This is a genomic window from Oceanimonas aquatica, assembly GCF_030732065.1.
In the GTDB taxonomy this organism is placed as follows: domain Bacteria; phylum Pseudomonadota; class Gammaproteobacteria; order Enterobacterales; family Aeromonadaceae; genus Oceanimonas.
Genome location: NZ_JAVBHX010000016.1, coordinates 1 through 21,860, shown reverse-complemented (window position 1 = coordinate 21,860; position 21,860 = coordinate 1). Strand labels below are relative to the sequence as shown.

Sequence of the window (21,860 nt, the reverse complement as noted above, 5' to 3'; positions counted from 1 at the left end):
CTGCTGTCACGGCGCTGTCATATTTTGAGCCCTGAGTCAGAGCCCCTGTTGCTTCAGTTGCACTGCCAGCCGGTGTGCGCTGGTAAAGGCCGCTTCCACCCGCCCGCCAAGGCACCAGTCGCCACAGGCGGCGAGTTTGCGTTCGCTATCCAGTACATAACCCTGAGGTTCATGACCCAAAGGATCGTTTTCCACCTCGGTGGCCAGGGCGTAGCGCCAGCGGTGCAGTTGCGCCTCCTGCACCGCCTCGGGGGCGACCCCGGTCAGGGCGCAGAAGTGCTCGGTCAGGATGTGGGTGACCTGCTCCTGATCGTCTTCCAGGTGAGCCGCGGCCCAGTTGGCGGTGCTGTGGGCCACCACGGCACCCAGTTCCCGATTGCGCCCGGGCAGGCGATGATTGAAGGCAATCCAGCGCAGGGGTGAGTCGTTCACCTGGGCGGCGTCCCACACCGGCAGGTCGTGGTCGTCCACCTTCAACATCAGGGCATAGCAGGGCAGCATGCCAAAGCCGGCCCAGGTGCTGGCTTCAAACGGCATCAGCTCCTCGGTTTGTGGCAGCGGCGCCGAGCTGATGACCCAGTCAAACTCGCCCAGCGGCTCATGCTTGTCATCAAACAGCTGCCATTTTCCCTGGTGTTGCTCCAGAGTTTCCACCCGGGTTTGCAGCGCAATGTTCAGGCCGGGGCTTATGGCCTTGAGCAGGCCGTTCATGCCGGGCGCGGCCACATAGTGAGGTTCGAACCAGGGCCGCTTGTAGGGGGCCTGCTCCGGGTTCAGGGTGGTGATATTGGGCTGCCATTCCACCACGGCACCGCTGTCGATAAAGGGTCTCAGCAGGGTTTTAAAAGCCCGGGAACGGGCGGTAAAAAACTGAGCGCCATGATCCCAGCGGTGCTGTTCGCGGCGGCGGGTGGACATGCGTCCGCCCAGCCCCCGGGCCTTTTCAAACAGGGTGATGTCGGCGTGCTCACTCAGCTCCCGGGCCAGGGTCAGGCCGGCCAGACCGGCGCCGATAATGGCGATGCTTGGTTTCATTGTTATCCTTGCTTTGAGTTTATTGTGCATTGTTGAACATGGGGCTGGCGGCGGTACCAGCACAAAAACAACCGGTAACCCAGGGTCAGCAGCCAGCGCACCGGCGCTATTTGGGCAAGGCGGGCCAGCCAGACCAGCCGGGGAACCGTCTGCCACAGCAGCACAAAGGCATTTACCCCGGTGTGTACTTGCTGCTGTTCATCCAGCAGGTGCAGCTCCTGCACACAGCGCGCCGGGGTCAGGCCGGCGGCGGCCAGCTCCGTGGGGTGCTCCCAGATATTGAGCCAGCGCACCGAGTCCGGCCGGGCGTGGCGGCGATAAAAGGCAATTTCCCGGTCGCACAGGCCGCAGCGGCCATCGTAAAACACGGTCAGCATGGTGACGCTTCCTGTGAAGTGAGCGGTTAGAATTTTTTTGAGACCGAAGCCGACCTTCTTTTCTTTCAGTGTTTTTTCAACCCTGAGCCGCGTTTTTCATCGCACTCAGGATTACAATGAGTACTTTTCGACGGTCATAACAGGGTGAGTATGGATATTCCGATACGGATCAAGCGGCAAACCTGCATGGACTGTCTGAGCGGCCATTCCCTGGGGTTTGATATTCGAATGGCGTTTCAGCCCATCATCGACTGGCAGCAGAAAGACATTTTTGCCTACGAGGCGCTGGTGCGCGGCCCGCAAGGGCAGGGTGCTGGTTGGGTGTTTGAACGCATCAACGAGGGCAACAAGTATTACTTCGACCAGATGTGCCGGGTAAAAGCCATTGAAACCGCCGCCCGCCTGGGTTGCGACCATCTGCTCAGCATTAATTTTCTGCCCAACGCCATTTACAACCCCGACACCTGCATTCGCGCCACCATAGAGGCTTCCGAGCTGTACGGCTTTGACCTCAACAAGATTATTTTCGAGGTTACCGAAGGCGAGCGCATCGTCAGCCAGCAAAAGCTCAAGCGCATTTTTGAGTCCTACGCCCGCTACGGTTTTTATACCGCCATCGACGACTACGGCGCCGGCTTCACCAGCCCGGAATGGCTGTACAGCCTGAGGCCCGCCATCGTTAAGCTCGATATGGGCATGGTGCGCGATATTCATCAGGACTCGGTCAGGCAGCAACAACTGGCTGAGGTGCAGCGGGTGTGCGAAGAGCTGGGTGCCCTGGTGCTGGCCGAAGGCATAGAAACGGTGGAAGAGCGGGACTACCTGATTAACGCCGGTGTGCGCTATTTGCAGGGTTATCTGTTTGCCCGGCCCATGCTGGAAGAACTGCTGGGGCCGGCGCAAATCACGGGATGGGACTGAGCCGGCTGTTGGAAGGTAACCATGGACAGAACCCCTTCAATGGAATTGCTGAAGCTGCAGGCGGAAAACGAGCGGTTAAAACGCATTGCCGCCGACGCCCGGGAAAAGCTGGAAGCGGCCATGGATGGCACCGGCCTGTGCGTGTGGCAATTGCATGTGCCCAGCGGCAAGCTGATTATCTTTAACCGGCGCTGGGGCTCCATGCTGGGCTTTCAGCCCAAGGAGCTGGAAGCCAGCTTTGAGGTGTGGAAAGCGCACCTGCATCCGGAAGACCGGGAAGAGGTACTCAACAACTTTTATGATCACCTGCACGGACGCAGCACTTTTTACGAGGTGCAGCACCGTATGGTGGCCAAAAACGGCGCCGTGACCTGGGTGCAGGACAGAGGCCGGGTGGTGGAGTGGGACGAGCAACACCGGCCGCTCAGAGTGATGGGCACCCATATCGACATTACTCAGGAAAAGGAATACGAGCAGGCTCTGTCGCGCCTGGCCCACAAGGATCCGCTTACCGACCTGCTTAACCGCAGCGGCCTGATTGAGCGCTTTAACGCCCTGAAAGCCGAGGGCGAACTCACCCTGTGTTTTATCGATCTCGACGATTTCAAACAGATGAACGACACCCTTGGCCATCGGGCCGGCGACAGGCTGCTGGTGCAGCTGACCGAACGCCTGCGCCGGCTGTGCCCGCCCGAGGTGGTGCTGGGGCGCCTGGGCGGCGACGAGTTTGTGCTGCTGCTGCCCTAGTCATTGCACCAGTCCCGTACCCAGCCGCTGGCCCAGGCCTGTATCGACTGCCTGGATGAGCCCTTTGAGCTGGACAACGGCGAGGCGCAAGTGGGCATGAGCATGGGAGTGGAAGGCGTGCGCGAGCACGACGACTTCGCCGATGTGATAGCCCGGGCCGACGCCGCCATGTATCAGGTAAAGCGCGCCGGCAAGCACGGCATGGCGGTGAATACCGAGCCGGTGGCCGGACGCATTGGCGTGACGGAGCGCCAGAGGCGCACCGGCTAGCGTCTCCGGCTATTTCAGGCCGGCCGGCAGCGGCGGTGCCGTCATCGGCTCGCCGTTGTAGCCTGTCACTGTGCCAAAACGCTGGCTACCGGCCTGCCAGTCGGCCAGGGCCTCGGCAATCTCGGCCTCGCTGTGGCCCACCAGGTTCCACCAGATGTAAATACGCTCTTCGAGCGGCTCGCCGCCCAGCAACAGCGCGCGGGCGCCTGCTTCAAGGGTGAGTTCAAGCCGGTCCCGCGCCGCGCCCAGGTACACTAGCTCGTCGGGCCCGACCCGCTCGCCGGCCACGTCCATGTTTTCTTCCAGTGCCAGCAAACCGTATTCAAACTCCGGCCGCAGCGGCAGGGTCAGTGTGGCGGCCTGCCGGGCATGGAGATCCAGCCCCACCAGGGGGGAAAACAACAGGGTAGGCGCCTTGTGACCGGCGTAATCCCCCGCCAGCAGGGTAAAACACACGCCTTGTTGCGACCACATGGGCAGCCGGGGGTAGTGATCAAAGCGGGGCGGGGTATGCCGGTCGGCCTCGGGCAGGGCAATCCACAACTGGGCCGCATGCAGCACGCGCTCACCGGCTACCGATTCCTCGCTGTGGGCAATGCCGTGGCCGGCGGTCATCAGGTTCACCTGGCCGGGCTGAATCACCTGCTCGTGGCCCAGGCTGTCTCGGTGCAGCACCCGGCCCTTGAGCATCCAGGTAAAGGTTTGCAGGCCAATATGCGGATGGGGGCCCACCCGCAATCCCGGCTCGCCGGCGGCAAACTGCGCGGGGCCGGCGTGGTCGAGAAAACACCAGGCACCAATCAGCCGCCGCTGGCGCACCGGCAGCAAGCGCGCCACCGGAATGCCGCCCACCTCGGCCTGGCGGGCGGGCAGTCGTTCAAACGGGCTCATCATGGCTCCTTCTCATTGTCAGGGCTTCCTTGTTCAGCATAGTGGTACAAGGGAGAAAGCATTCGAAAGAGCAGAGAGAGCGTTGATAACAATAAAATCGATTAAACACCTTTGTATCAGGTGTGCTGGCAACCGGGTTGCGTGTTTAAACCCGGTCTTATGCATGGTTTTGGGTAACCAAAAAAACGGCCGCAACAGCGGCCGTGTAAACATGGGTTGCCTGAAAATTACTTTTCCGCGGTCCGATCGTGGGAGATTCGCTGCAGATTGCCGTTGATCTTGAACAGCACGATCAGCAGCTCACACCAGATACGGGCAGACACGGCGCCGCCTGCGATGATCAGCAGGCCCAGAAAAAACTGGCTGACAGTAAAGCCACCATAGCCGGCAAACATGTAGCTGACGCCCGAGATGATGGAAGCCAGCAGCAAGAGCCAGTAAACCAGGGTGATGATCTTGGGAGTCAGCATGGAGTCGAAGAAAAACAGGTTTTTCATGGAGTAGTTATTCCTAGTTGGTTATTTGCGCTCTGTGGTTTTCGCTGAGCTTATGATTATGATCAGGGAAACAGAACGACACGATAATATGTTCCACTTGAATCTTTTTTTGGGGTTGTATGTTTTGTTTGTCCGCAGGTGTATTGCGAATGCCGGAGTGCGCCAGCGTATGGGTTACGGGCAAAAAAAGGCCCCGACAAGCGGGGCCAAACCAGACTAACAACTTACACCAATACTTATTTCGACATCAGTTCGGGCACATCGCATTCCTGCGGCTCAATGGCGTGAGGCAGGGCGTGGCCGGCGGGCTGACGCAGGCCGATGATCACCTGCCAGGTCACCGCCAGGGCACCGATGATAAATACCACGTCACCAAAGGTGCGGACCCAGCGCAGGGTTTGCAGCAGGCCCTGCTGCATAAAGCTTTCGCTGCGGGCATACCAGAGGCCTTCGCTGGCGCTGGCCACAAACTGAATGACTCCCACCGGCAGCACACTGGTAAACAGCATCAGCACCAGGCCGCCGTTCATCCACCAGAAGGCGGTTTTCATCAGTGACTCGTTAAACACCATGTTGGGGCGAATGTAGCGCAGCACCAGCAGGGCAAAGCCCAGGGCCAGGAAGCCGTACACACCAAACAGGGCCGCGTGGGCGTGAGTGGGGGTGGTGTTCAGACCCTGAATGTAATAGAGCGCCACCGGGGGGTTGATCATAAAGCCCAGCACACCGGCACCCAGCATGTTCCAGAACGCCACCGCCACAAAGAACATCAGCGGCCATTTCACGCTTTCCATCCAGGGGGCGCTGTTCTTCAGACGCCAGTTCTCCCAGGCCTCGTAGCCCAGCACCACCAGGGGCACCACTTCCAGGGCGCTGAAGGTGGCGCCCACCGCCATCACCGGGGTGGTGGTGCCGGAGAAATACAGGTGGTGGAAGGTGCCGGGAATGCCGCCCAGCATAAACAGCGAGGCCGAGGCCAGGCTGGCGGTGGTGGCGGCGCGGCGTGACACCAGGCCCATGCTGCAGAAGATAAAGGACAGGGCGGTGGTGGCAAACACCTCAAAGAAGCCTTCCACCCAGAGGTGCACAATCCACCAGCGCCAGTATTCCATTACCGAGATATGGGTGCGTTCGCCGTAGAAGAAGCCGGCACCGTAAAACAGGCCGATGGCGGCGCAGGACGCGGTAAGCAGGGCCAGCAGGTTGCGGTCGCCGGGCTGGCGCAGCGCCGGCACCACGCCGCGCAGCATCAGCACCAGCCACAGCACGATGCCGGTGAACTTGCCAATCTGCCACAGACGGCCCAGATCCACATATTCATAGCCCTGATGACCCAGCCAGAAGTTGAGGTTGGCGGGCATGATCTGGGCAATGGCCAGATAGTTACCGGCAAAGCTGCCTACTACCACGGCCACCAGCGCCCAGAACAGTACGTTTACGCCCAGAGCCTGATATTTGGGATCCTTGCCGCCATTGATGATGGGCGCGAGGAACAGGCCGGCGGCGAGAAAGCCGGTGGCAATCCAGAACAGGGCGCTCTGAATGTGCCAGGTGCGCAGCAGTGAATAGGGGAACCACTTCGACAGCTCGACGCCGTAGAAATGCTGGCCTTCCACTGTGTAGTGGGCAGTAGCGCCACCCAGCAGCACCTGAAAGGTAAACAGCGCCACCACCAGGAACACGTATTTGCTCAGTGCCTTTTGTGACGGCGTCAGTTTAAAGCTGGTCAGCGGATCTTTCGCCGGAGGCTCGGGGTCGGCTTCGTCTTCCTTGCGCAGGAACGACCAGGCCCACACCAGGCCGCCCACGCCGGCGATCAGCAGCACCACGCTGACGATGGACCAGACAATGTTCTCGGCGGTGGGCTTGTTGCCGATCAGCGGTTCATGGGGCCAGTTGTTGGTGTAGGTGGCGGTGCTGTCCGGGCGTTCGGTGGCGGCGGCCCAGGCGGTCCAGAAGAAGAAATTGGTCATGTCGGCCCGGCGCTCGGCACTGGGCAGGGTGTTCTCCTTCATGGCAAAGCTCTGGCGAGTGCCGCGCAGTGCCGGATTGTCGCTGAACAGCTGATCGTAATAGGCGGCGGTATCGGCCATGGCCTGCGCCCGGCGTTCCGACAGCACCAGCACATCGGCCTCGGCGTCATAGCCGTTGCTGCGGTATTCCTGCTTCAGCCGGTGTTGCAGCACGGCCTGCTGCTCGCCTTCAAGATTGGCATAAGCGGTGCCAAACTCCTCCTGAGCGGCCAGCTCCAGCCAGGCCATCAGCTCCCGGTGCAGCCAGTCGGCGGTCCAGTCCGGCGCCTGATAGGCACCATGGCCCCAGATTGAGCCCAGCTGCATGCCGCCCACCGACTGCCAGGCGGTCTGGCCGTCGAGAATGCCGTCGTGAGTGGTGAGCAGGGTGCCGTTTTCGGTCACTACCTGAGCAGGAATGGGCGGGGCCACCCGGTACACTTCACGTCCGAAGTAACCAAGAATGGCAAAGGTAATGCCAAGAACCACCAGTAACAGTAGCCAAAGGCGACGATAGTTAGCCATGCTGCACCTCCTGGTGCCGGGAAGAAGAAAAGAGAAGGTTGTTTTCCAGATGAATGTGCTGCATTAAATCGAGCTGCAGCTCTTCAATACCCGCATACAGCGCCTGCCAGCTGGCGCAGGCATCGGCGGGCAGGGAGAAATTACCGGTCAGCTCCAGCAGTTTTGCCAGGGCCTGGCCGTGATCGTCGTGCTCCATGCGCATCACGCTGATCGGCCCCTGGGCGGGCGCAAACAGGCCCCGGCGCAGCATGGGGAACAAAATCTGCTCCTCCTTCTGCATATGGCTTTCCAGCTCCTGGCGCATGGTTTCCAGATGATCCGCCAGCCCGTGCGGGCAGAGGGGATGCTCGTTATGCACCGCCTCCACCCGACGGGCCAGTTCAATCAGCTCGGGCAACTGCTGGCGGTGCACCTCGTGGTAGCGAGCCAGAATGTGATCGATCAGCTCGCCGGTGCCGGCCTCGGCCCAGTTGGTGTCGTCTTCGTTGCGAGCGGGCAGGGCTTCCAGCCGGGCAATCACCTCGGCGCTGTCCAGCCCGCGTTCGGCCAGTGCTTCGCTCAGCAGCACGTTGCCGCCACAGCAATAATCCAGCCGGTAATGATGAAATACCCGGGTGGCTCCCGGAATGTCCCGGGCCAGTGTGCCCAGGGAATGGTTGAGCAGGCTCATGATATGGCTCCTTGTTCATGTTACCCTTGCTCAATAAATGGCAATTAACATGCCACTTTTTAACTTGCTGATTTTAATGGGTTATGTATTTTAGATGGTATTTTTTACCCTAATCGAATAGGGTGAATAAAACCCTTTAATGGTAAAAACAACCATGCTCTATGAACTCCTGCTGGCGGATCTGGCCGCCGAATTGCCCAGTGCCGTGCGGCTCCAGAGTCTGGTGCGCATGATGCGCGAACACTTTGGCTGCGGTGCCGTGTGCCTGTTGCGGCTGCAGGACGGCGTGCTCAGCCCGGTGGCGGTAGAGGGCCTGGTGCGCGAAGCCCTTGGCCGGCGCTTTGTGGTGGCCCAGCACCCCCGGCTGGCGGCCATTCTGGCCAGTCGCAGCACAGTAGCCTTTGCCCCCGACTCTCCCCTGCCCGACCCCTACGACGGCCTGCTGGAACACCACGTGGGCGAGGCGCTGCCGGTGCACGACTGCATGGGCATCAGCCTGTATGTAAACGGCGAGCAGTGGGGCGCCCTGACCCTGGACGCGCTCACCGCCGGCACCTTTGATCAGGACGCTCAAGATTCCCTGCAACGGCTGGCGCTCACCGTGGCCGCCGCCGTGCGCATGACCCGGCTGGAGCGGGACATTCGCGCCCTGCGCCTGGCCCGGCAGGATTCACCGGTGCCGCTTGGCGACCGGCAGGAAGGGGAAATTCTGGGGCAAAGCACCGGGCTCAAGCGGCTGCTGCACGAGCTGGACGTGGTGGCCGACTCGGATCTGCCGGTGCTGCTCACCGGGGAAACCGGGGTGGGCAAGGACTTGTTTGCCCGCCGCCTGCACCAGCGCTCGCCCCGCCGCGATCAGCCCCTGGTGCAGGTAAACTGCGCCGCCCTGCCCGAATCCCTGGCCGAAAGCGAGCTGTTCGGTCACGTAAAGGGCGCCTTTTCCGGTGCCGGCAACGCCCGGCCCGGCCGCTTTGAAGCCGCCGACGGCGGCACCCTGTTTCTGGATGAAGTGGGTGAGCTGCCGCTCGGCATTCAGGCCAAGCTGTTGCGGGCGCTGCAAAACGGCGAAATTCAGCGGCTGGGGGAAGACGCGCCACGTAAGGTGAACGTGCGGGTGATTGCCGCCACCAACCGCCAGTTGCACGACAGCGTGCGCGACGGCCACTTTCGGGCGGATCTCTATCACCGGCTGTCGGTGTATCCGGTGCCGATACCGCCGCTGCGCGAGCGGGAAAACGACGTGCTGGTGCTGGCTGGCCACTTTCTGGAGCTGAACCGGGGCCGCCTGGGCCTGCGCAGCCTGCGGCTGTCCCCCGCCGCCGAACGGGCCCTGTGCGCCTACGCCTGGCCCGGCAACGTGCGCGAACTGGAGCATGTGATCAGCCGCGCCGCCATCAAGGCCCTGAGCCGGGGGGCCGACCGCGCCGATATCATCACTCTTGGGCCGGAGCTGCTGGATTTGGGGGGCAGTGAGCCACTGGCCGAACCCGCTCAGGCAGAAAGCAGGCCCACACCGGTGGCACCAACCCCGCAGGCCAGCCTGCAACAGGTGACCAACCAGGCCCAGCAACAGGCCATTGCACGGGCGCTGGCCGCCACCGACCACAACTGGGCTGCCGCCGCCCGCCTGCTGGAAGTGGACCCCAGTAACCTGCATAAACTGGCGAAGCGGCTGGGGATGAAGTGAGGGGAAGCTTTGAAAGAAAAACCGCTGCGGGAGCAGCGGGTGGGAGTAAGTTTGTTACTTTTGTTGTGCGATTAGAATGATAAGGATACTTAGCACAACTCTGAATTTAAAAACTCCTTGAATCTAACTTGGATCATTTTACGAGCATCAGTGATAGATTCTTTTGTTGGCTCGAATTCTCTCAATATCCGTTCTAGTTCTTTAATGCATTGATGGTACTCTAAGTCTGGCCTGATTTTTTTCATGTAAAGGATGTAGAATACTTTTTGTTCTATTTTTTGGAGGCTATCGGACTCAGTATCATATGCTTTTTTAACTTCAAAATAGTTCTCAATTATTGATGGTGCTTCAGAAACGTTGAAGTTTTTCTCTGAGAAAATCTCGTCGTAATATTTTCCAAATATGTGTTGTTTTTGGTTTGATGATTTCTCAGGGTTTCCTTGTATTGCGAATAATATTTGTCCAAATTGTTCCATGCTGATTTTGTAACGATAATTTTTATTATCGTTCATTCCTGTGTCGCCATTTTTTCTTGAATAGATTATATCGTGCTCATCAAGTATTTGTTCTAGTTGAATCTGTAAGGTGCTTAGTGACTTCAGATCTACATTGGAAATGGCATTCTGACTATTTGTGTACTCTGCAATTTTGTTAACAGCATCACTATTTGATGCATTGAATATACGAACTAAAACTTCACTCTTTGATAAGTAGTTAGTTATGTTTTCTTCATCTTGAGCATTAAAGTTATGTAAGGTTCTTAATGTTTGCCCCCCGTTTAAAACTTGGAAGTCATCTATTGTAATCCTTACTTTTTTATTTCCATTGACTTGGGTGGCTTTTATGTCGCGTGCAACAATTGTCATCCCATTGTTGTACATGAAGAATTTGTTTGGTTCTTCTTTTAGGGATTTGGCTATTGCTTCATTGTATTTTGATCTCTGAACGAAACCTCGAACATTATCAAAAAGGACGCCGTAATCTATTTTCTCTTTGCTAAGGGATTCAATGCGTTCACAATTGTAGTTATTACGTACTTCTGAGTTTTTACATGTTATCCTAATGATGTCAGCAGCATTTAATCTTACAATATATGATTTAGATGTCGAAATTGTACTTTCCGAATAAGACATTAAAGCGTCATTGTCAATTATCAATTCTGCTTTAATAGGGTTCGGTCGAATTGACATTATTGCTTTTATCTTTGGTAAGCAGATGGATTCCACTTCCATGTCATAAAAATCTTTTAGTTGCTGAATGGCGGTCTCGTCTATGTCAATTGGAATCGCTTCATTGCTTATTACATAAAGAGTAATTTTCCAAACGTCATTGGAGTTTAACTTCTTTACTGCATTGCCAACAAGTTCTTTCAGTTTTCCTTCGAGGCCATCAGTGTGTCCGTTTAATATGCAGTTTATCAATTTTGTTGATACAAAGACTTCGTTCGAACTTTGCATCTGTCCGACCTTGAATGACTCTCTAAACTTAAAGTTAAATAGCATTATCTCTTTTTTGTCATCGTCTATGTATATCGCGTCAATTCCTTGGTCGTTACTTCTCCTGTTACTTAGGTGAGCGTTGTATTCAGTGTCAGTTATGATATCACTTATGCGATCTAAATCTTTCTCATTGCATAAACTTTCAAGCATGAATAGGTAAAACCCAAACCTTTCCTTAAGCTTTTCATTTTCAGGGAGGTTTTGGAAGGCGGCGCCTTTTGAGAATAGATCAAAATACTTTTTGCATTTTATATTTAAAAGTTTGAAGTCGTTAATGCTAGCAATTTCTGACATAAATCCTCTGTGCTTTAAGTTGGTTGATTTGTATTTTTGTTTTTGTGAACGTTGTTTTTAGTCTGGAGAGATGTTTTTAATGAGCGTTATTTTTCATGTTGACAGTTGATATCTTTACGAGTTGCACGAAAAAAATCAATACAACTTAAGTGTTTTGCAACCAGACAAACTAGCTTTCTAGACTGTGTACTCGACCGCCGAGGGCGGTCAGCTAATAAGTACGGCCTCTTACACCTCCCCATCAAACTTCAACGGCTCACGCCCGGCCCGTTTGCGCAGCCAGTTCACGCCCTTGCGCACCGAGGGCACCCTGAACAGCCGGCGTTCCAGCCGGTATTTGCCGGGAAAGTTCAGCAGCACCAGGGCGATCAGTATGGTCAGCAGCCCCTGGCCGGGGAGCACCAGCATGGCGATGCCCAGTAGCAGAAATACCAGCCCCAGCAGGTTTTTCAGGATCAGCAGCAGCCAGCGCAGCAGCGGGTTCTGTTTGGCCCAGGGCACCCGGTGGCGGTATTCATCGCAAAAGTAGTTCACCGGAATGCGCACCACCAGCCAGGGGATCACCAGCAGCGAGCCGATAAAGCACACCGCACTGGATATGCCCAGAGTCCATAGCAGGGTAGGGTGGCTGAGTAGTTGAATAAGCTCATTCACGGTGTAGTTGCTCTTCTGGGTAAAAATGCCGGCTCGAATAGCGCCATTATGAGTGAAAACAATGCGGCCGGCAGCCTTCCGAATGAACAAGGGCGGTGTTGGGCACAAAAAAACCGGCGGCCTTGCGGCGCGCCGGTAATTTTTTGCGACGAATCGAAATCAGCTTTCCAGGCTGCGCACCTTGCCGGCGAGAGCGGCAAAGTCAAAGGGCTGGCGGTTGGGCACCAGCAGCAGCAGGGCAGAAATGGCCACAGGCACAAAGGTGGCCAGCAGGAAGGACTCCAGCAGGTAGGTGGCTGGCTCGCCCGGGGCCGGGAACAGCATCAGGCCGGCCACCAGGCCGCCGAGGGTGCTGAGCATTGCGTTCCAGCCCTGATAGCGGGCGTTGTAAAAGCCGAAAAACACCGGAAAGGCGGCGGCGCAGCACAGCAGATCCGCCAGCAAAAACAGGTACAGCACGCTGAAGCCCTGAGAGGCCACATACAGCACCGGAATCGACAGCAGCACAATCAGCCAGCGCGACAACCCCAGCAGGGTGTGCACGCTGGTTTGCGGCAGCAGCCGGCGCAGGTCGATGACCAGCATGCTGGTCAGGCCGCTGATGGTGGAGTCGGCACTGCTCATGATCAGCGCCAGGCCAAAGGGCAGCAGGCCAATGGCAAACCACAGCGGCATGTTGGGCATGAGCACGCTGAACAGCGCCACCGAGCCATCGCCGTTCGAGCCCAGGCCCACAAAGGCCAGACCAAACAGGCCCATGATGAAGATGATGGGAAAGCTGAGCACGCCGCTCAGAATAAAGCCGTTGCGAATGACCTTGTTGTCGCGGGCGGCAAACACCCGCTGCCAGGTGCCCTGGTAGAACAGGCCGGTCAGCACCACGGCGAGGAAGAAGGTTAGGCCCGACTTCAGCCCGGTGGTGTCGAGCGGGTCAAGCAGGTGCGGGGCGGTTTCCTGCAGGGCGGCCAGGGCCGGCGCCAGGCCGCCGGTGGCCTGCCAGCCGAGCACGATCAGGGTGAGCAAAAACGGCAGTATCACCAGCATCTGCACCCGGTCGGTGAAAATGGTCACTTTCAGGCCGCCGTACAGGGTGTAGAGCAGGGTGGCCACCATCACAATGCCGGCGGTGGTCCACAGCGGCACTGGGGCCAGCAGTGCCACCATCTGGGCGATGGCGGTGAGGCCGGCGGTGAGCGAAATAAACATGTAGAACAGCATGATCACCAGCACAAAGCCGAACATGCCCCGGCCATAGCGGCCCATCACAAACTCGGTGAGGGTGTGGCCTTCGGGCATCAGCTCACGAATGCGCTTGCCGAGGGGTATCATCACCAATCGGGGCGCCAGCACGCCGAGGGCGTAGCCGGTAATGGCACCCACGCCCCCCCAGGTGGCGGCCTGGGCCGGGCCAAACAGAATCCAGGTGCCCATGGTGGTGGCCAGCAGGGTCAGCATGGTGGCGCTGCCGCTCTGGCTGTTGCGGGCCACGATAAAGTCTTCCGGCTGATCGTTTTGCCGGCGGGCGTAAAGCAGGCCGGGTATGGCGAAGACCGCCGCAAATAAACAGAGCCATAAAATGGCGGTGGTGGTGTCCAGCATGTGTTCTCCCTTTGCCTTCACAGGCACTAAATGGCCGGAAAACGCGGGCTGAGGAAGGGAGAGGGCAGATCGGAATGGCGCGGGATCGTTCGTTTCCTTCCCTTCGCCGGCATTACCCGGATCAGGTTCTAAGGGTTACCGCCGGTGTGGCGGAGTCTCAGCCCGTGTGGGCTCCCCCAGGAATAGCGAAATGAGAGTAAGGGGTGGACGATTTATTGTCAATGCGGTGCAGACGCATAAAAAACGCGGCCTGAGCCGCGTTTTGTAAAGGGCGAATGGCTTATTTCACCATCCAGCCAATTTCTTCGCCGGCGCGGATCGGCACCAGCCGGTCGCCGCCCAGGGGCAGGGTTTCGCCCACGGTCCAGGACTCCTTCACCAGGGTGATGGTGTCTTTGTTGCGGGGCAGGCCGTAGAAGTCTGGGCCGTTGTGGCTGGTAAAGGCTTCCAGCTTGTCCAGGGCGCCGGCTTCTTCAAAGGCTTCGGCATACAGCTCCACGGCGGCGTGAGAGGTATAGGCGCCGGCGCAGCCGCAGGCGGCTTCCTTGCGGTGCTGAAAGTGCGGCGCCGAGTCGGTGCCCATAAAGAACTTTTTGCTGCCGCTGGTGGCGGCGCGCACCAGCGCTTGCTGGTGAGTGTTGCGCTTGAGGATCGGCAGGCAGTAGTAGTGCGGGCGAATGCCGCCCACCAGCATGTGGTTGCGGTTGAACAGCAGGTGGTGGGCGGTGATGGTGGCAGCCACGTTATCGCCGGCCTGCTCTACGAACTTCACCGCGTGCTCTGTGGTGATGTGCTCGAGCACAATCTTGAGATCGGGGAAGTCGCGCACCACGTCGGGCAGCACAGTTTCCAGGAATACTTTTTCCCGGTCAAAGATGTCGATGCGGGAATCGGTCACTTCGCCGTGTACCAGCAGCAGGGTGCCGGTTTCCTGCATGGCTTCCAGCACCGGGTAGATGTTCTTCACATCGGTCACGCCGGAGTCGGAGTTGGTGGTGGCGCCGGCCGGGTAAAGCTTGCAGGCCACAATGTCGCCGTTGGCGCGGCCCTTGCGAATTTCTTCGGGGTCAGTGTTGTCGGTGAGATACAGGCTCATCACCGGCTCGAATTTGCTGCCTTCGGGGCGTACCGCCAGAATGCGCTCGCGGTATTCATTGGCAAGCGCAGTGGTGGTGACGGGCGGCACCAGGTTGGGCATCACCAGGGCGCGGCCCAGATAGCGGCTGGCGTCGCGTACGGTGTCTTTCAGTTGCTCACCGTTGCGCAGGTGCAGGTGCCAGTCGTCGGGGCGGGTAATTGTTAAGGTGGTCATAGTCGGCTCGGCGTTATCCATTGCTTTCGAGGGCTTTATTATCCACCCACGAGCCTTTTTCACCAAACTTCTGAAAACGTAAGGGGTGAGGCGTGAAGGGTGAGGTGAAAAACAGACGGCCTGGCAGGTATTTTTCCCCTCACACCTTACCCCTCACGCCTCTCGCCCTTGGGCGCAGGGGTATGTTATGGTGCCAGCGAGACACGGGGTGTCCTGCAGCGCAGGGCTGAGATAACACCCGTTGAACCTGATCCAGTTCATACTGGCGAAGGGATGTCAGCCTGCCGGCCAAGGGCCATTGCTGCCGCATCATGCCTTCGCCTCACTATCGAGGTAGTCATGCAAACTTCCATCAAGCTGAACGAACAACTGGTGCTGGTCACCGGCGGTGCCCGCGGCCTGGGTGAACATCTGGTGCGCGCCTTTCTGCGCGAAGGCGCCAAAGTGGTGATCAATTACCTGAACAGCGCCGAGGCAGCCCAGAAACTGGCCGCCGAGGCCCCACAGCAGGCGCTGGCCATTCAGGCCGATGTGACCGACGCCGCCGCCGTGCAGGCCATGTTTGAGCAGGCCGAAGCCCACTTCGGCTGCCCGGTGACCACCGTAATCAACAACGCCCTGCCGGCCTTTTCCTTTAACGGTGACGCCCGCACTCACGCCCAGGAACTGGCCTGGGAGCACCTCAACCAGCAGCTGGAAGGCGTGTTGGGCGGTGCCATCAACACCACCCGGGCGGCGCTGGCCGGCATGCGCAAGCAGGGCTTTGGCCGCATCGTCAATGTGGGCACCAACCTGTTCCAGAACCCGGTGGTGCCCTATCACGACTACACCGCCGCCAAGGCCGCACTGCTGTCCCTGACCCGTACCCTGTCTCAGGATCTGGGCCCGAATGGCATTACCGTCAACATGGTGTCCGGCGGCCTGCTGCGCACCACCGACGCCTCTGCCGCCACTCCGGAAGCTGTGTTTGATTACATTGCCGCCAGCACGCCGCTGCGCCGGGTGACCACGCCGGCGGAATTTGCCGACGCCACCCTGTTCTTCGCCTCACCCTGGTCGCGCTCGGTCACCGGCCAGAACCTGGTGGTGGACGGCGGTCTGGTGAAAAACTGATGAGCATGAATCAACGCATGATGCACCTGAACCTGTTTCTGTTCGGATGCGGCCACCACAGGGCGGCCTGGCGTCACCCCAACTCATCGGTCGAGCAACTGGGTGACATTCGCTATTACGAGCGGCTGGCGCAAACCGCCGAACGCGGCAAGCTGGATGCGGTGTTCTTTGCCGACGGTCAGTCTGCCGGCAGCGTGACGGACGGCAGTTACTGGTTTCTGGAGCCGCTCACCGCCATGGCGGCCATGAGCCGGGCCACGGATCGCATCGGTTTTATCAGCACCGTCTCCAGCACCTTTTTCACCCCCTTTCACGCCGCCCGCATGATGGCCTCGCTGGATCATATTTCCAGTGGCCGCATGGGCTGGAACGTGGTCACTTCCATGTTCGACGTGGAAGCCCGTAACCACGGTTACGAGTCGATGCCGGCCCACGCCGAGCGCTATCGCCGGGCCGAGGAGTTTGTGGACGCGGTGATTAAACTGTGGGATTCGTGGGCTGCCGATGCCCTGGTGATGGATCGCGCCGGTCACTACGCCGACCCGGACAAGGTGAACCCCATCAACCACCACGGCGAATTCTTTCTGGTGGACGGCCCGCTCAACGTGCCGCGCCCGCCTCAGGGTCACCCGGTGCTGTTTCAGGCCGGCGCGTCCGAGCAGGGCCGGGCCCTGGCGGCCAAATGCGCCGAGGCCATTTATGCCGTGGCCTACGATCTGCCGGCTGCCCAGGACTATTACCGCGACATCAAGCGCCGGGTGCATGAAAGCGGTCGCAGTGCCAATGTGCCCATTATGCCCGGGCTGGTGACCTATGTGGCCTCCACCGAGGCTGAGGCCAAGGCCAAGCAGCGGGAGCTGGACGAGCTGCTGCCTGCCGACGCCTCGTTGCGTCAGCTCGGCACCTATGTGGGGCAGGACTGCTCCGGCTGGGAGCTGGACGCGCCGGTGCCGGCACTGCCGTCACTGGAGGTGTTCACCGGTCCCAAGGGCCGTTACGCCACCATCTTGCGCATTATTGAAACCGAGCAGCCCACGGTGCGTCAGCTGCTGGGCCGGCTTGCCGCCGGCGGCGGCCACTGCACCATGGTGGGCACGCCCGAGTCCATTGCCGATCGCATGGAGCAGTGGTTTAACAACGAGGGCGCCGACGGCTTTAACCTGATGCCGCCGTCGCTGCCCGCCGGTATTGAGGACTTTGTGGAGCAGGTAGTGCCCGAGCTGCAGCGCCGAGGCCTGTTCCGCACCGAGTATGAAGGCACTACCCTGCGTGACCATCTGGGGCTGGCGAAGCCGTAAGGCGGTTCGGTGCTGACCACGACGGCCCAGCGCTTACTCTGCTCGTCACCCCGCGAAATCTAAATACTGTCACCCCCCGCGAAGGAACGTCATCCCCGCGAAGGCGCTGAGGGATCCCCAAAAAAATAGGCAGGCATGGTAGATTTTCTCTTTTGTTAATCGCCAAAAAAACAAAGAGGACCCGCCATGCCTGCCGTCCGCACAGTCTGCCATAACTTCTTCCGCTCTGCCCTCACTTCTTTCCATCAGGCTCGTACCAAAAACCTGCTGTCTTGCGCGGAAGGGTTGATCGCGGGGAACACGCTTTCCCTGACGCAAATTGGTCGCCATTTTCCGGGAAAATCCAAGGTGAAGCACAAGATAAAGCGGGTAGACCGGTTCATCGGCAATAAAAAACTGCACCATGAAAATACCGCCATCAGCGCCGCTATTGCCCGCCGTATCACGGCATGCCTGCCCAGCTGTGTCATTGCCATTGACTGGAGTGGCTGCTGCAGCCAGGACTTCCATGTGTTGCGTGCCAGTCTGGTGTACGAGGGCGTGGGTTACCCTTGTTGAACCGGGTGGTGTCCTCCGAGCGTCAGGAGCACACCGATGAGCACCAGCAGTTTCTTCTCGACCTGCAAACACTGCTGGGAACACTGCGTCGTGTGGTGATTGTGACAGATGCCGGCTTCAAAACACCATGGTTACGGCAGGTACGCGCATTGGGCTGGGAGTTTGTGGGGCGGGTCCGCGGCCGTATCTACGGCAAGCTGGATAGTGAACAGGAATGGCACCCGGCGGCCGAACTGGCACAGCATGCGAACTCTATCCCCAAGGCACTGGGGCTGGGTTTGTTGGGCAAGTCAGTGCAGCGGCGTTGCCCGGTGTATTTTCATCAATATCACGGACCATCCAAGGGACGGCATAAAAAGCGGGGTAAAAAACAGCCGCTTTATCCGCAAGCAGAGGCACGTTACAGCGCCCTGGCCAAGGAGCCCTGGTTGTTGGTGACCTCGGATGAGCGCCTGAGCGCGAAAGAAGTGGTCTCCATCTACCAGACCCGGATGCAAATTGAGCAGAACTTCCGCGATGACAAGAGCCAGCGCTACGGTTTTGGCTGGAGTAACAGTAAAACGCTCGGGGAAAAACGGATTGCGGTGCTGTGCCTGATTGCCCAGGTTGCCACGCTGATGCTGTGGCTGGTGGGGTTCGAGTGCGAACAACAAGGACGGCACCGGCGTTATCAGGCGAATACGCTGCAACGCCGGGTGCTGTCTTTTATCACTCTGGGCAAGCAAGTGCTGTTTCATGAATCCCGGCGAGTGACAGGCTCACTACTGGAGCGAGCTCTGGCAAGGTTGAGCCGCCTTTACTTACTCTCACCAGGCGTTTCTGCATGACCAGTAAAAAACTGGGGAGCCCTCAGCGCGAAGGCGGGGACGGGGGCCATGTCACAGGCGGTGCCGTGTTTAGCCCTGTGCATTTCTGTTCTTGAATGCTCACTTCACGGGCATGACGGCATATCACCCGCCCGGCGGCGTGAGTCGTAGCTCCAGGCGGCGGAACAGGGCGTCGAGCACCATGGCCATCAGCGCCACCATCACGCCCCCCTGCAGCACAAAGGCCAGGTTGTCGGTGAGCAGGCCGGCGATAATCACCTCGCCAAAGCCCTTGGCCGCCACCGTGGAGCCGATGGTGGCGGTGCCGATGCTGATCACCAGTGAAATACGAATGCCTGCCACCAGGGTGGGCAAGGCCAGGGGCAACTCCACCCGCCACAATTGCTGCAGGGGCGTCATGCCCATGCCTTTGGCCGCCTCGCGCACACTGGGAGGAATTTGCTGCAGGCCGGTCACGGCGTTTTCAAAGATCGGCAGCATGCCATAGAGCAGCAGGGCCACCAGGGTGGGCGTCAGGCCAAAGCCCAGGGCCGGCACCGCCAGCGCCAGCACCGCCACCGGCGGAAAGGTCTGGCCCAGGTTGGCCACGGCCCGGGCCAGCGGAAAGAAGGCCCGGCCCCATGGCCGGGTAACGGCCACGGCCGCCCCCAGTGCCAGCAGGGTGGCGGCGGCAATGGCAGCAAACACCGCCAGGGCATGCCAGCCCAGCAGGTTGGCAAAGCTGTCGCGGGCATAAATGGCCGGGGCGGGCTCAATCACCAGGGGGCGAAACAGCGGCGTGAGCGCTTCCATGTTTACGGTAAGCAGGGCCAGCAGCAGCCCCGGCGCCAGCCACCCAAGGGCGCGGCTCATGCCCCGGCTCCCCGTTTTAACAGCTCATTCAGGGTCACTTCGCCCACCGGCTCGCCGGCGTTATCCACCACGGTCAGCCGGTCGGCGCCCTGCCAGAGCAACTCGGCCATGGCGTCCCGCAGGCTGGTGCCGGCGGCCATGGCCGGGCCGCCGGGCTGAGAGGCCGGGGTCATGATGTCGCCCAGTGTTTGTGTGGCCAGCAGCCGCAGGGATCTGTCCTGGCCGCCCACCAGGCTTTGCACAAAGCCCGGTTTGGGGTGGCGAAGCAGGGCCTCTGGGCTGTCCATCTGTAATATCTCGCCCTTGTCCATCACCGCGATAACGTCGGCCATTTTAATGGCTTCTTCCAGATCATGGGTCACCATGATGATGGTGATCCCCAGCAACTGTTGAATATGCAGCAGCTCGTCCTGCAGGTGCTCCCGGGTGAGCGGGTCGAGGGCGCCAAAGGGCTCGTCCATCAGCAGCAGCTGGGGGCGTGCTGCCAGCGCCCGGGCCACACCGACTCGTTGCTGCTCGCCGCCGGAGAGCTGATGCGGGTATTTGCCGGCAAAGGTGGCGGGGTCGAGCCGGAACAGGCTCAGCAGCTCGCTCACCCGGGCATCGATGTCGCTTTTGCGCCAGCCCAGCAGGCGCGGCACTGTGGCAATGTTGCGGGCAATGGTCTGGTGCGGAAACAGCCCCACGCCCTGAATGGCGTAGCCAATGCGCCGGCGCAGCTGCTCGGCGGGAATCGTGGTGACATTCTGCCCCTGAATAAATATCTCGCCCGAACTGGGTTCAATCAGCCGGTTGAGCATGCGCAAGGTGGTGGACTTGCCGCAACCGGAAGTGCCCACCAGGGCGCAGGCCCGGCCGCTCTCTACCCGGAAAGACAGGTCTTTCACTGCAAGTTGCTGGCCGAACTGTTTGCTCAGGTTTTTTACTTCAATCATTTGCGAATGCCTTGTTGCAGGGCGATCAGGGTGTCGATGAGGATGGCGAACAAGAACGCCAGCAGCAGGGTCGGCAGGGCGCCGAGGATCACCAGATCGGTGGCGGTCTGTCCCAGCCCCTGAAAGATGTAGGTGCCGTAGCCACCGCCCCCCACCAGGGCCGCCACCGCCACCAGGCCGATATTTAGCGTGACCACCACGCGCAAGCCACTCAGGATCACCGGCAACGCCAGCGGAAACTCCACTCGCCACAAGCGCTGGCGGTGGCTCATGCCCATGGCGGTGGCGGCCTCGCGCACATGAGCGTCGACCCGGTCAAAGCCCAGCGCCGTGTTGCTGACAATGGGCAGCAGCGAATACAGAAACAGGGCGATTACCGCCGGTGCCGCGCCAATACCGCGAATGCCCAGCTCTCCCAGACAGGGGTGCGCGGTGGCCAGCAGGCTCAGCGGCACCATCAGCAGGCCAAACATGGCGAGGCTGGGAATGGTCTGCAGAATATTGAGCACCGGAAACAGCGCCGCCCGCAGCCCCGGCGAGCGGTGGCAGGCCACACCCAGCGGAATGCCTGCCAGCACCGCCGGCACCAGGCTGCCCAGGGCCAGTTGCAGATGGCGCAGGCCCTGGCGCCAGAAGTCGCTGCGGTTGTGAAATTCCCGCAGCAGCGACAGGTCGTCACAGCGGCCCGAGGCCAGCAGCGCCACCACGGCGCCGGTGAGGGCTGCCACCAGCGCCAGTCGTGGCAATGGCCTGAGTTGCAGCCTGATGGCAGCGTCGGTGATCAACAGGCTGAGCCAGAACAGCCCCAGCCAGAAGCCCGACCCCAACGACACCCGGGCCAGGGGGCCGGCGTTTTCCAGCAGGGCGGTGGCGGTGTGGCCGGCGGTATACAGCAGCAGCGGCAGGGCAGCAGCGGTGAGGGCCAGCCGCTGCTTGAGCCCGTGGTTAATCGAGCACAGGGGCAGTAACAGCAGCGGCCATAGTCCGGCAGGCCCGGCGGCGGTCAGCAGCCCCAGCGACTCGCCGGGCAAAATACGGTTGGGTTGCAGGCCGACAAAGGGCAGCGCCAGCAGGCTGGCTACCAGCGCTGTAGTCAGCAGGCCGCCGACCTTGTCGGTTTTGGGTAAGGTCAAACAAACTCCTTAATGGCTGAAGACAGTCACCCCCGCGAAGGCGCTGAGGGATCCCCAAAAAAATAGGCAGGCATGGTAGATTTTCTCTTTTGTTAATCGCCAAAAAAACAAAGAGGACCCGCCATGCCTGCCGTCCGCACAGTCTGCCATAACT

At 59.5% G+C, this 21,860-nt stretch carries 19 protein-coding genes, 1 pseudogene and 2 riboswitches; of the genes and pseudogenes, 7 read left to right on the top strand and 13 right to left on the bottom strand.

The genetic code is table 11. From position 1 onward, the window contains the following. Positions 1-36: 36 nt before the first annotated feature. Positions 37-1,035 (bottom strand): NAD(P)/FAD-dependent oxidoreductase, encoded by a 999-nt coding sequence (locus Q9290_RS16110; protein ID WP_306080662.1) that lies wholly within the window; start codon positions 1,033-1,035, stop codon positions 37-39. A 2-nt stretch (positions 1,036-1,037) separates the two neighbouring features. Further along, entirely contained in the window at positions 1,038-1,412 is a 375-nt protein-coding gene (locus Q9290_RS16105; RefSeq protein WP_306080661.1) for a thiol-disulfide oxidoreductase DCC family protein, read from the bottom strand. A gap of 150 nt (positions 1,413-1,562) precedes the next feature. Here Q9290_RS16105 and Q9290_RS16100 point away from each other — a divergent pair, with 150 nt between their 5' ends. Both Q9290_RS16100 and Q9290_RS16095 read left to right on the top strand, forming a co-directional pair. After that, positions 1,563-2,333 carry an EAL domain-containing protein gene (locus Q9290_RS16100; protein ID WP_306080660.1) on the top strand — a complete coding sequence of 257 codons (771 nt, stop codon included), beginning with the start codon at positions 1,563-1,565 and terminating at the stop codon, positions 2,331-2,333. Positions 2,334-2,372: 39 nt separating this feature from the next. Then, a pseudogene (locus Q9290_RS16095) lies at positions 2,373-3,350 on the top strand (PAS domain-containing protein). 9 nt (positions 3,351-3,359) lie between these two features. Here the strand turns inward: Q9290_RS16095 and Q9290_RS16090 are convergent. The 4 genes from Q9290_RS16090 to ytfE form a co-directional block, all read right to left on the bottom strand. Then, positions 3,360-4,241 carry a pirin family protein gene (locus Q9290_RS16090; RefSeq protein WP_306080659.1) on the bottom strand — a complete coding sequence of 294 codons (882 nt, stop codon included), beginning with the start codon at positions 4,239-4,241 and terminating at the stop codon, positions 3,360-3,362. A 227-nt stretch (positions 4,242-4,468) separates the two neighbouring features. Then, positions 4,469-4,738: a DUF4282 domain-containing protein gene (locus tag Q9290_RS16085; protein WP_306080658.1), complete on the bottom strand. Its 270-nt coding sequence runs from the start codon at positions 4,736-4,738 to the stop codon at positions 4,469-4,471. Between the two features lie 236 nt (positions 4,739-4,974). Next, positions 4,975-7,275, bottom strand: coding sequence for a nitric-oxide reductase large subunit (locus tag Q9290_RS16080; protein ID WP_306080657.1), 2,301 nt, complete (start codon positions 7,273-7,275; stop codon positions 4,975-4,977). Then, positions 7,268-7,945: an iron-sulfur cluster repair protein YtfE gene (ytfE, locus tag Q9290_RS16075; protein WP_306080656.1), complete on the bottom strand. Its 678-nt coding sequence runs from the start codon at positions 7,943-7,945 to the stop codon at positions 7,268-7,270. The genes Q9290_RS16080 and ytfE overlap by 8 nt, the downstream gene beginning before the upstream one ends. A 154-nt stretch (positions 7,946-8,099) precedes the next feature. Here ytfE and norR point away from each other — a divergent pair, with 154 nt between their 5' ends. After that, the gene (norR, locus tag Q9290_RS16070) at positions 8,100-9,632 is read left to right on the top strand and encodes a nitric oxide reductase transcriptional regulator NorR (protein ID WP_306080655.1); all 1,533 of its coding nucleotides are present in this window, start codon (positions 8,100-8,102) and stop codon (positions 9,630-9,632) included. An 89-nt stretch (positions 9,633-9,721) separates the two neighbouring features. Here the strand turns inward: norR and Q9290_RS16065 are convergent, their stop codons facing one another. The 4 genes from Q9290_RS16065 to pyrC form a co-directional block, all read right to left on the bottom strand. After that, positions 9,722-11,425 (bottom strand): AIPR family protein, encoded by a 1,704-nt coding sequence (locus Q9290_RS16065; RefSeq protein WP_306080654.1) that lies wholly within the window; start codon positions 11,423-11,425, stop codon positions 9,722-9,724. A 228-nt stretch (positions 11,426-11,653) separates the two neighbouring features. Next, positions 11,654-12,079 carry a PGPGW domain-containing protein gene (locus Q9290_RS16060; RefSeq protein WP_306080653.1) on the bottom strand — a complete coding sequence of 142 codons (426 nt, stop codon included), beginning with the start codon at positions 12,077-12,079 and terminating at the stop codon, positions 11,654-11,656. A 159-nt stretch (positions 12,080-12,238) separates the two neighbouring features. After that, on the bottom strand, positions 12,239-13,678 hold the full coding sequence (locus Q9290_RS16055) for a sodium:solute symporter family protein (RefSeq protein ID WP_306080652.1): 1,440 nt from the start codon (positions 13,676-13,678) through the stop codon (positions 12,239-12,241). 81 nt (positions 13,679-13,759) lie between these two features. Continuing rightward, positions 13,760-13,866, bottom strand: a riboswitch (TPP riboswitch). A gap of 92 nt (positions 13,867-13,958) precedes the next feature. Next, positions 13,959-14,990 (bottom strand): dihydroorotase, encoded by a 1,032-nt coding sequence (pyrC, locus tag Q9290_RS16050; protein WP_306080651.1) that lies wholly within the window; start codon positions 14,988-14,990, stop codon positions 13,959-13,961. A gap of 194 nt (positions 14,991-15,184) precedes the next feature. Next, positions 15,185-15,281: riboswitch (TPP riboswitch) on the top strand. A gap of 48 nt (positions 15,282-15,329) precedes the next feature. Between pyrC and Q9290_RS16045 the strand changes: the two genes are divergently transcribed. The 4 genes from Q9290_RS16045 (at position 15,330) to Q9290_RS16030 (ending at position 18,786) form a co-directional block, all read left to right on the top strand. Then, on the top strand, positions 15,330-16,103 hold the full coding sequence (locus Q9290_RS16045; protein WP_306080650.1) for a 3-oxoacyl-ACP reductase: 774 nt from the start codon (positions 15,330-15,332) through the stop codon (positions 16,101-16,103). Further along, entirely contained in the window at positions 16,103-17,401 is a 1,299-nt protein-coding gene (locus tag Q9290_RS16040; protein WP_306080649.1) for an LLM class flavin-dependent oxidoreductase, read from the top strand. Before Q9290_RS16045 ends, Q9290_RS16040 begins: the two co-directional genes overlap by 1 nt. Positions 17,402-17,749: 348 nt before the next feature. Continuing rightward, positions 17,750-17,959 (top strand): hypothetical protein, encoded by a 210-nt coding sequence (locus Q9290_RS16035; RefSeq protein ID WP_306080648.1) that lies wholly within the window; start codon positions 17,750-17,752, stop codon positions 17,957-17,959. 5 nt (positions 17,960-17,964) lie between these two features. Then, positions 17,965-18,786 carry an IS4 family transposase gene (locus Q9290_RS16030; RefSeq protein ID WP_306080684.1) on the top strand — a complete coding sequence of 274 codons (822 nt, stop codon included), beginning with the start codon at positions 17,965-17,967 and terminating at the stop codon, positions 18,784-18,786. Between the two features lie 123 nt (positions 18,787-18,909). Here the strand turns inward: Q9290_RS16030 and Q9290_RS16025 are convergent, their stop codons facing one another. The 3 genes from Q9290_RS16025 to Q9290_RS16015 are packed head-to-tail and all read right to left on the bottom strand — an operon-like array spanning position 18,910 to position 21,706. After that, positions 18,910-19,638 (bottom strand): ABC transporter permease, encoded by a 729-nt coding sequence (locus tag Q9290_RS16025; RefSeq protein WP_306080647.1) that lies wholly within the window; start codon positions 19,636-19,638, stop codon positions 18,910-18,912. Then, a complete protein-coding gene (locus Q9290_RS16020) occupies positions 19,635-20,573 on the bottom strand; it encodes an ABC transporter ATP-binding protein (RefSeq protein ID WP_306080646.1) in 939 nt (312 codons plus the stop codon). Before Q9290_RS16020 ends, Q9290_RS16025 begins: the two co-directional genes overlap by 4 nt. Further along, on the bottom strand, positions 20,570-21,706 hold the full coding sequence (locus Q9290_RS16015) for an ABC transporter permease (protein ID WP_306080645.1): 1,137 nt from the start codon (positions 21,704-21,706) through the stop codon (positions 20,570-20,572). Before Q9290_RS16015 ends, Q9290_RS16020 begins: the two co-directional genes overlap by 4 nt. Positions 21,707-21,860: the final 154 nt, after the last annotated feature.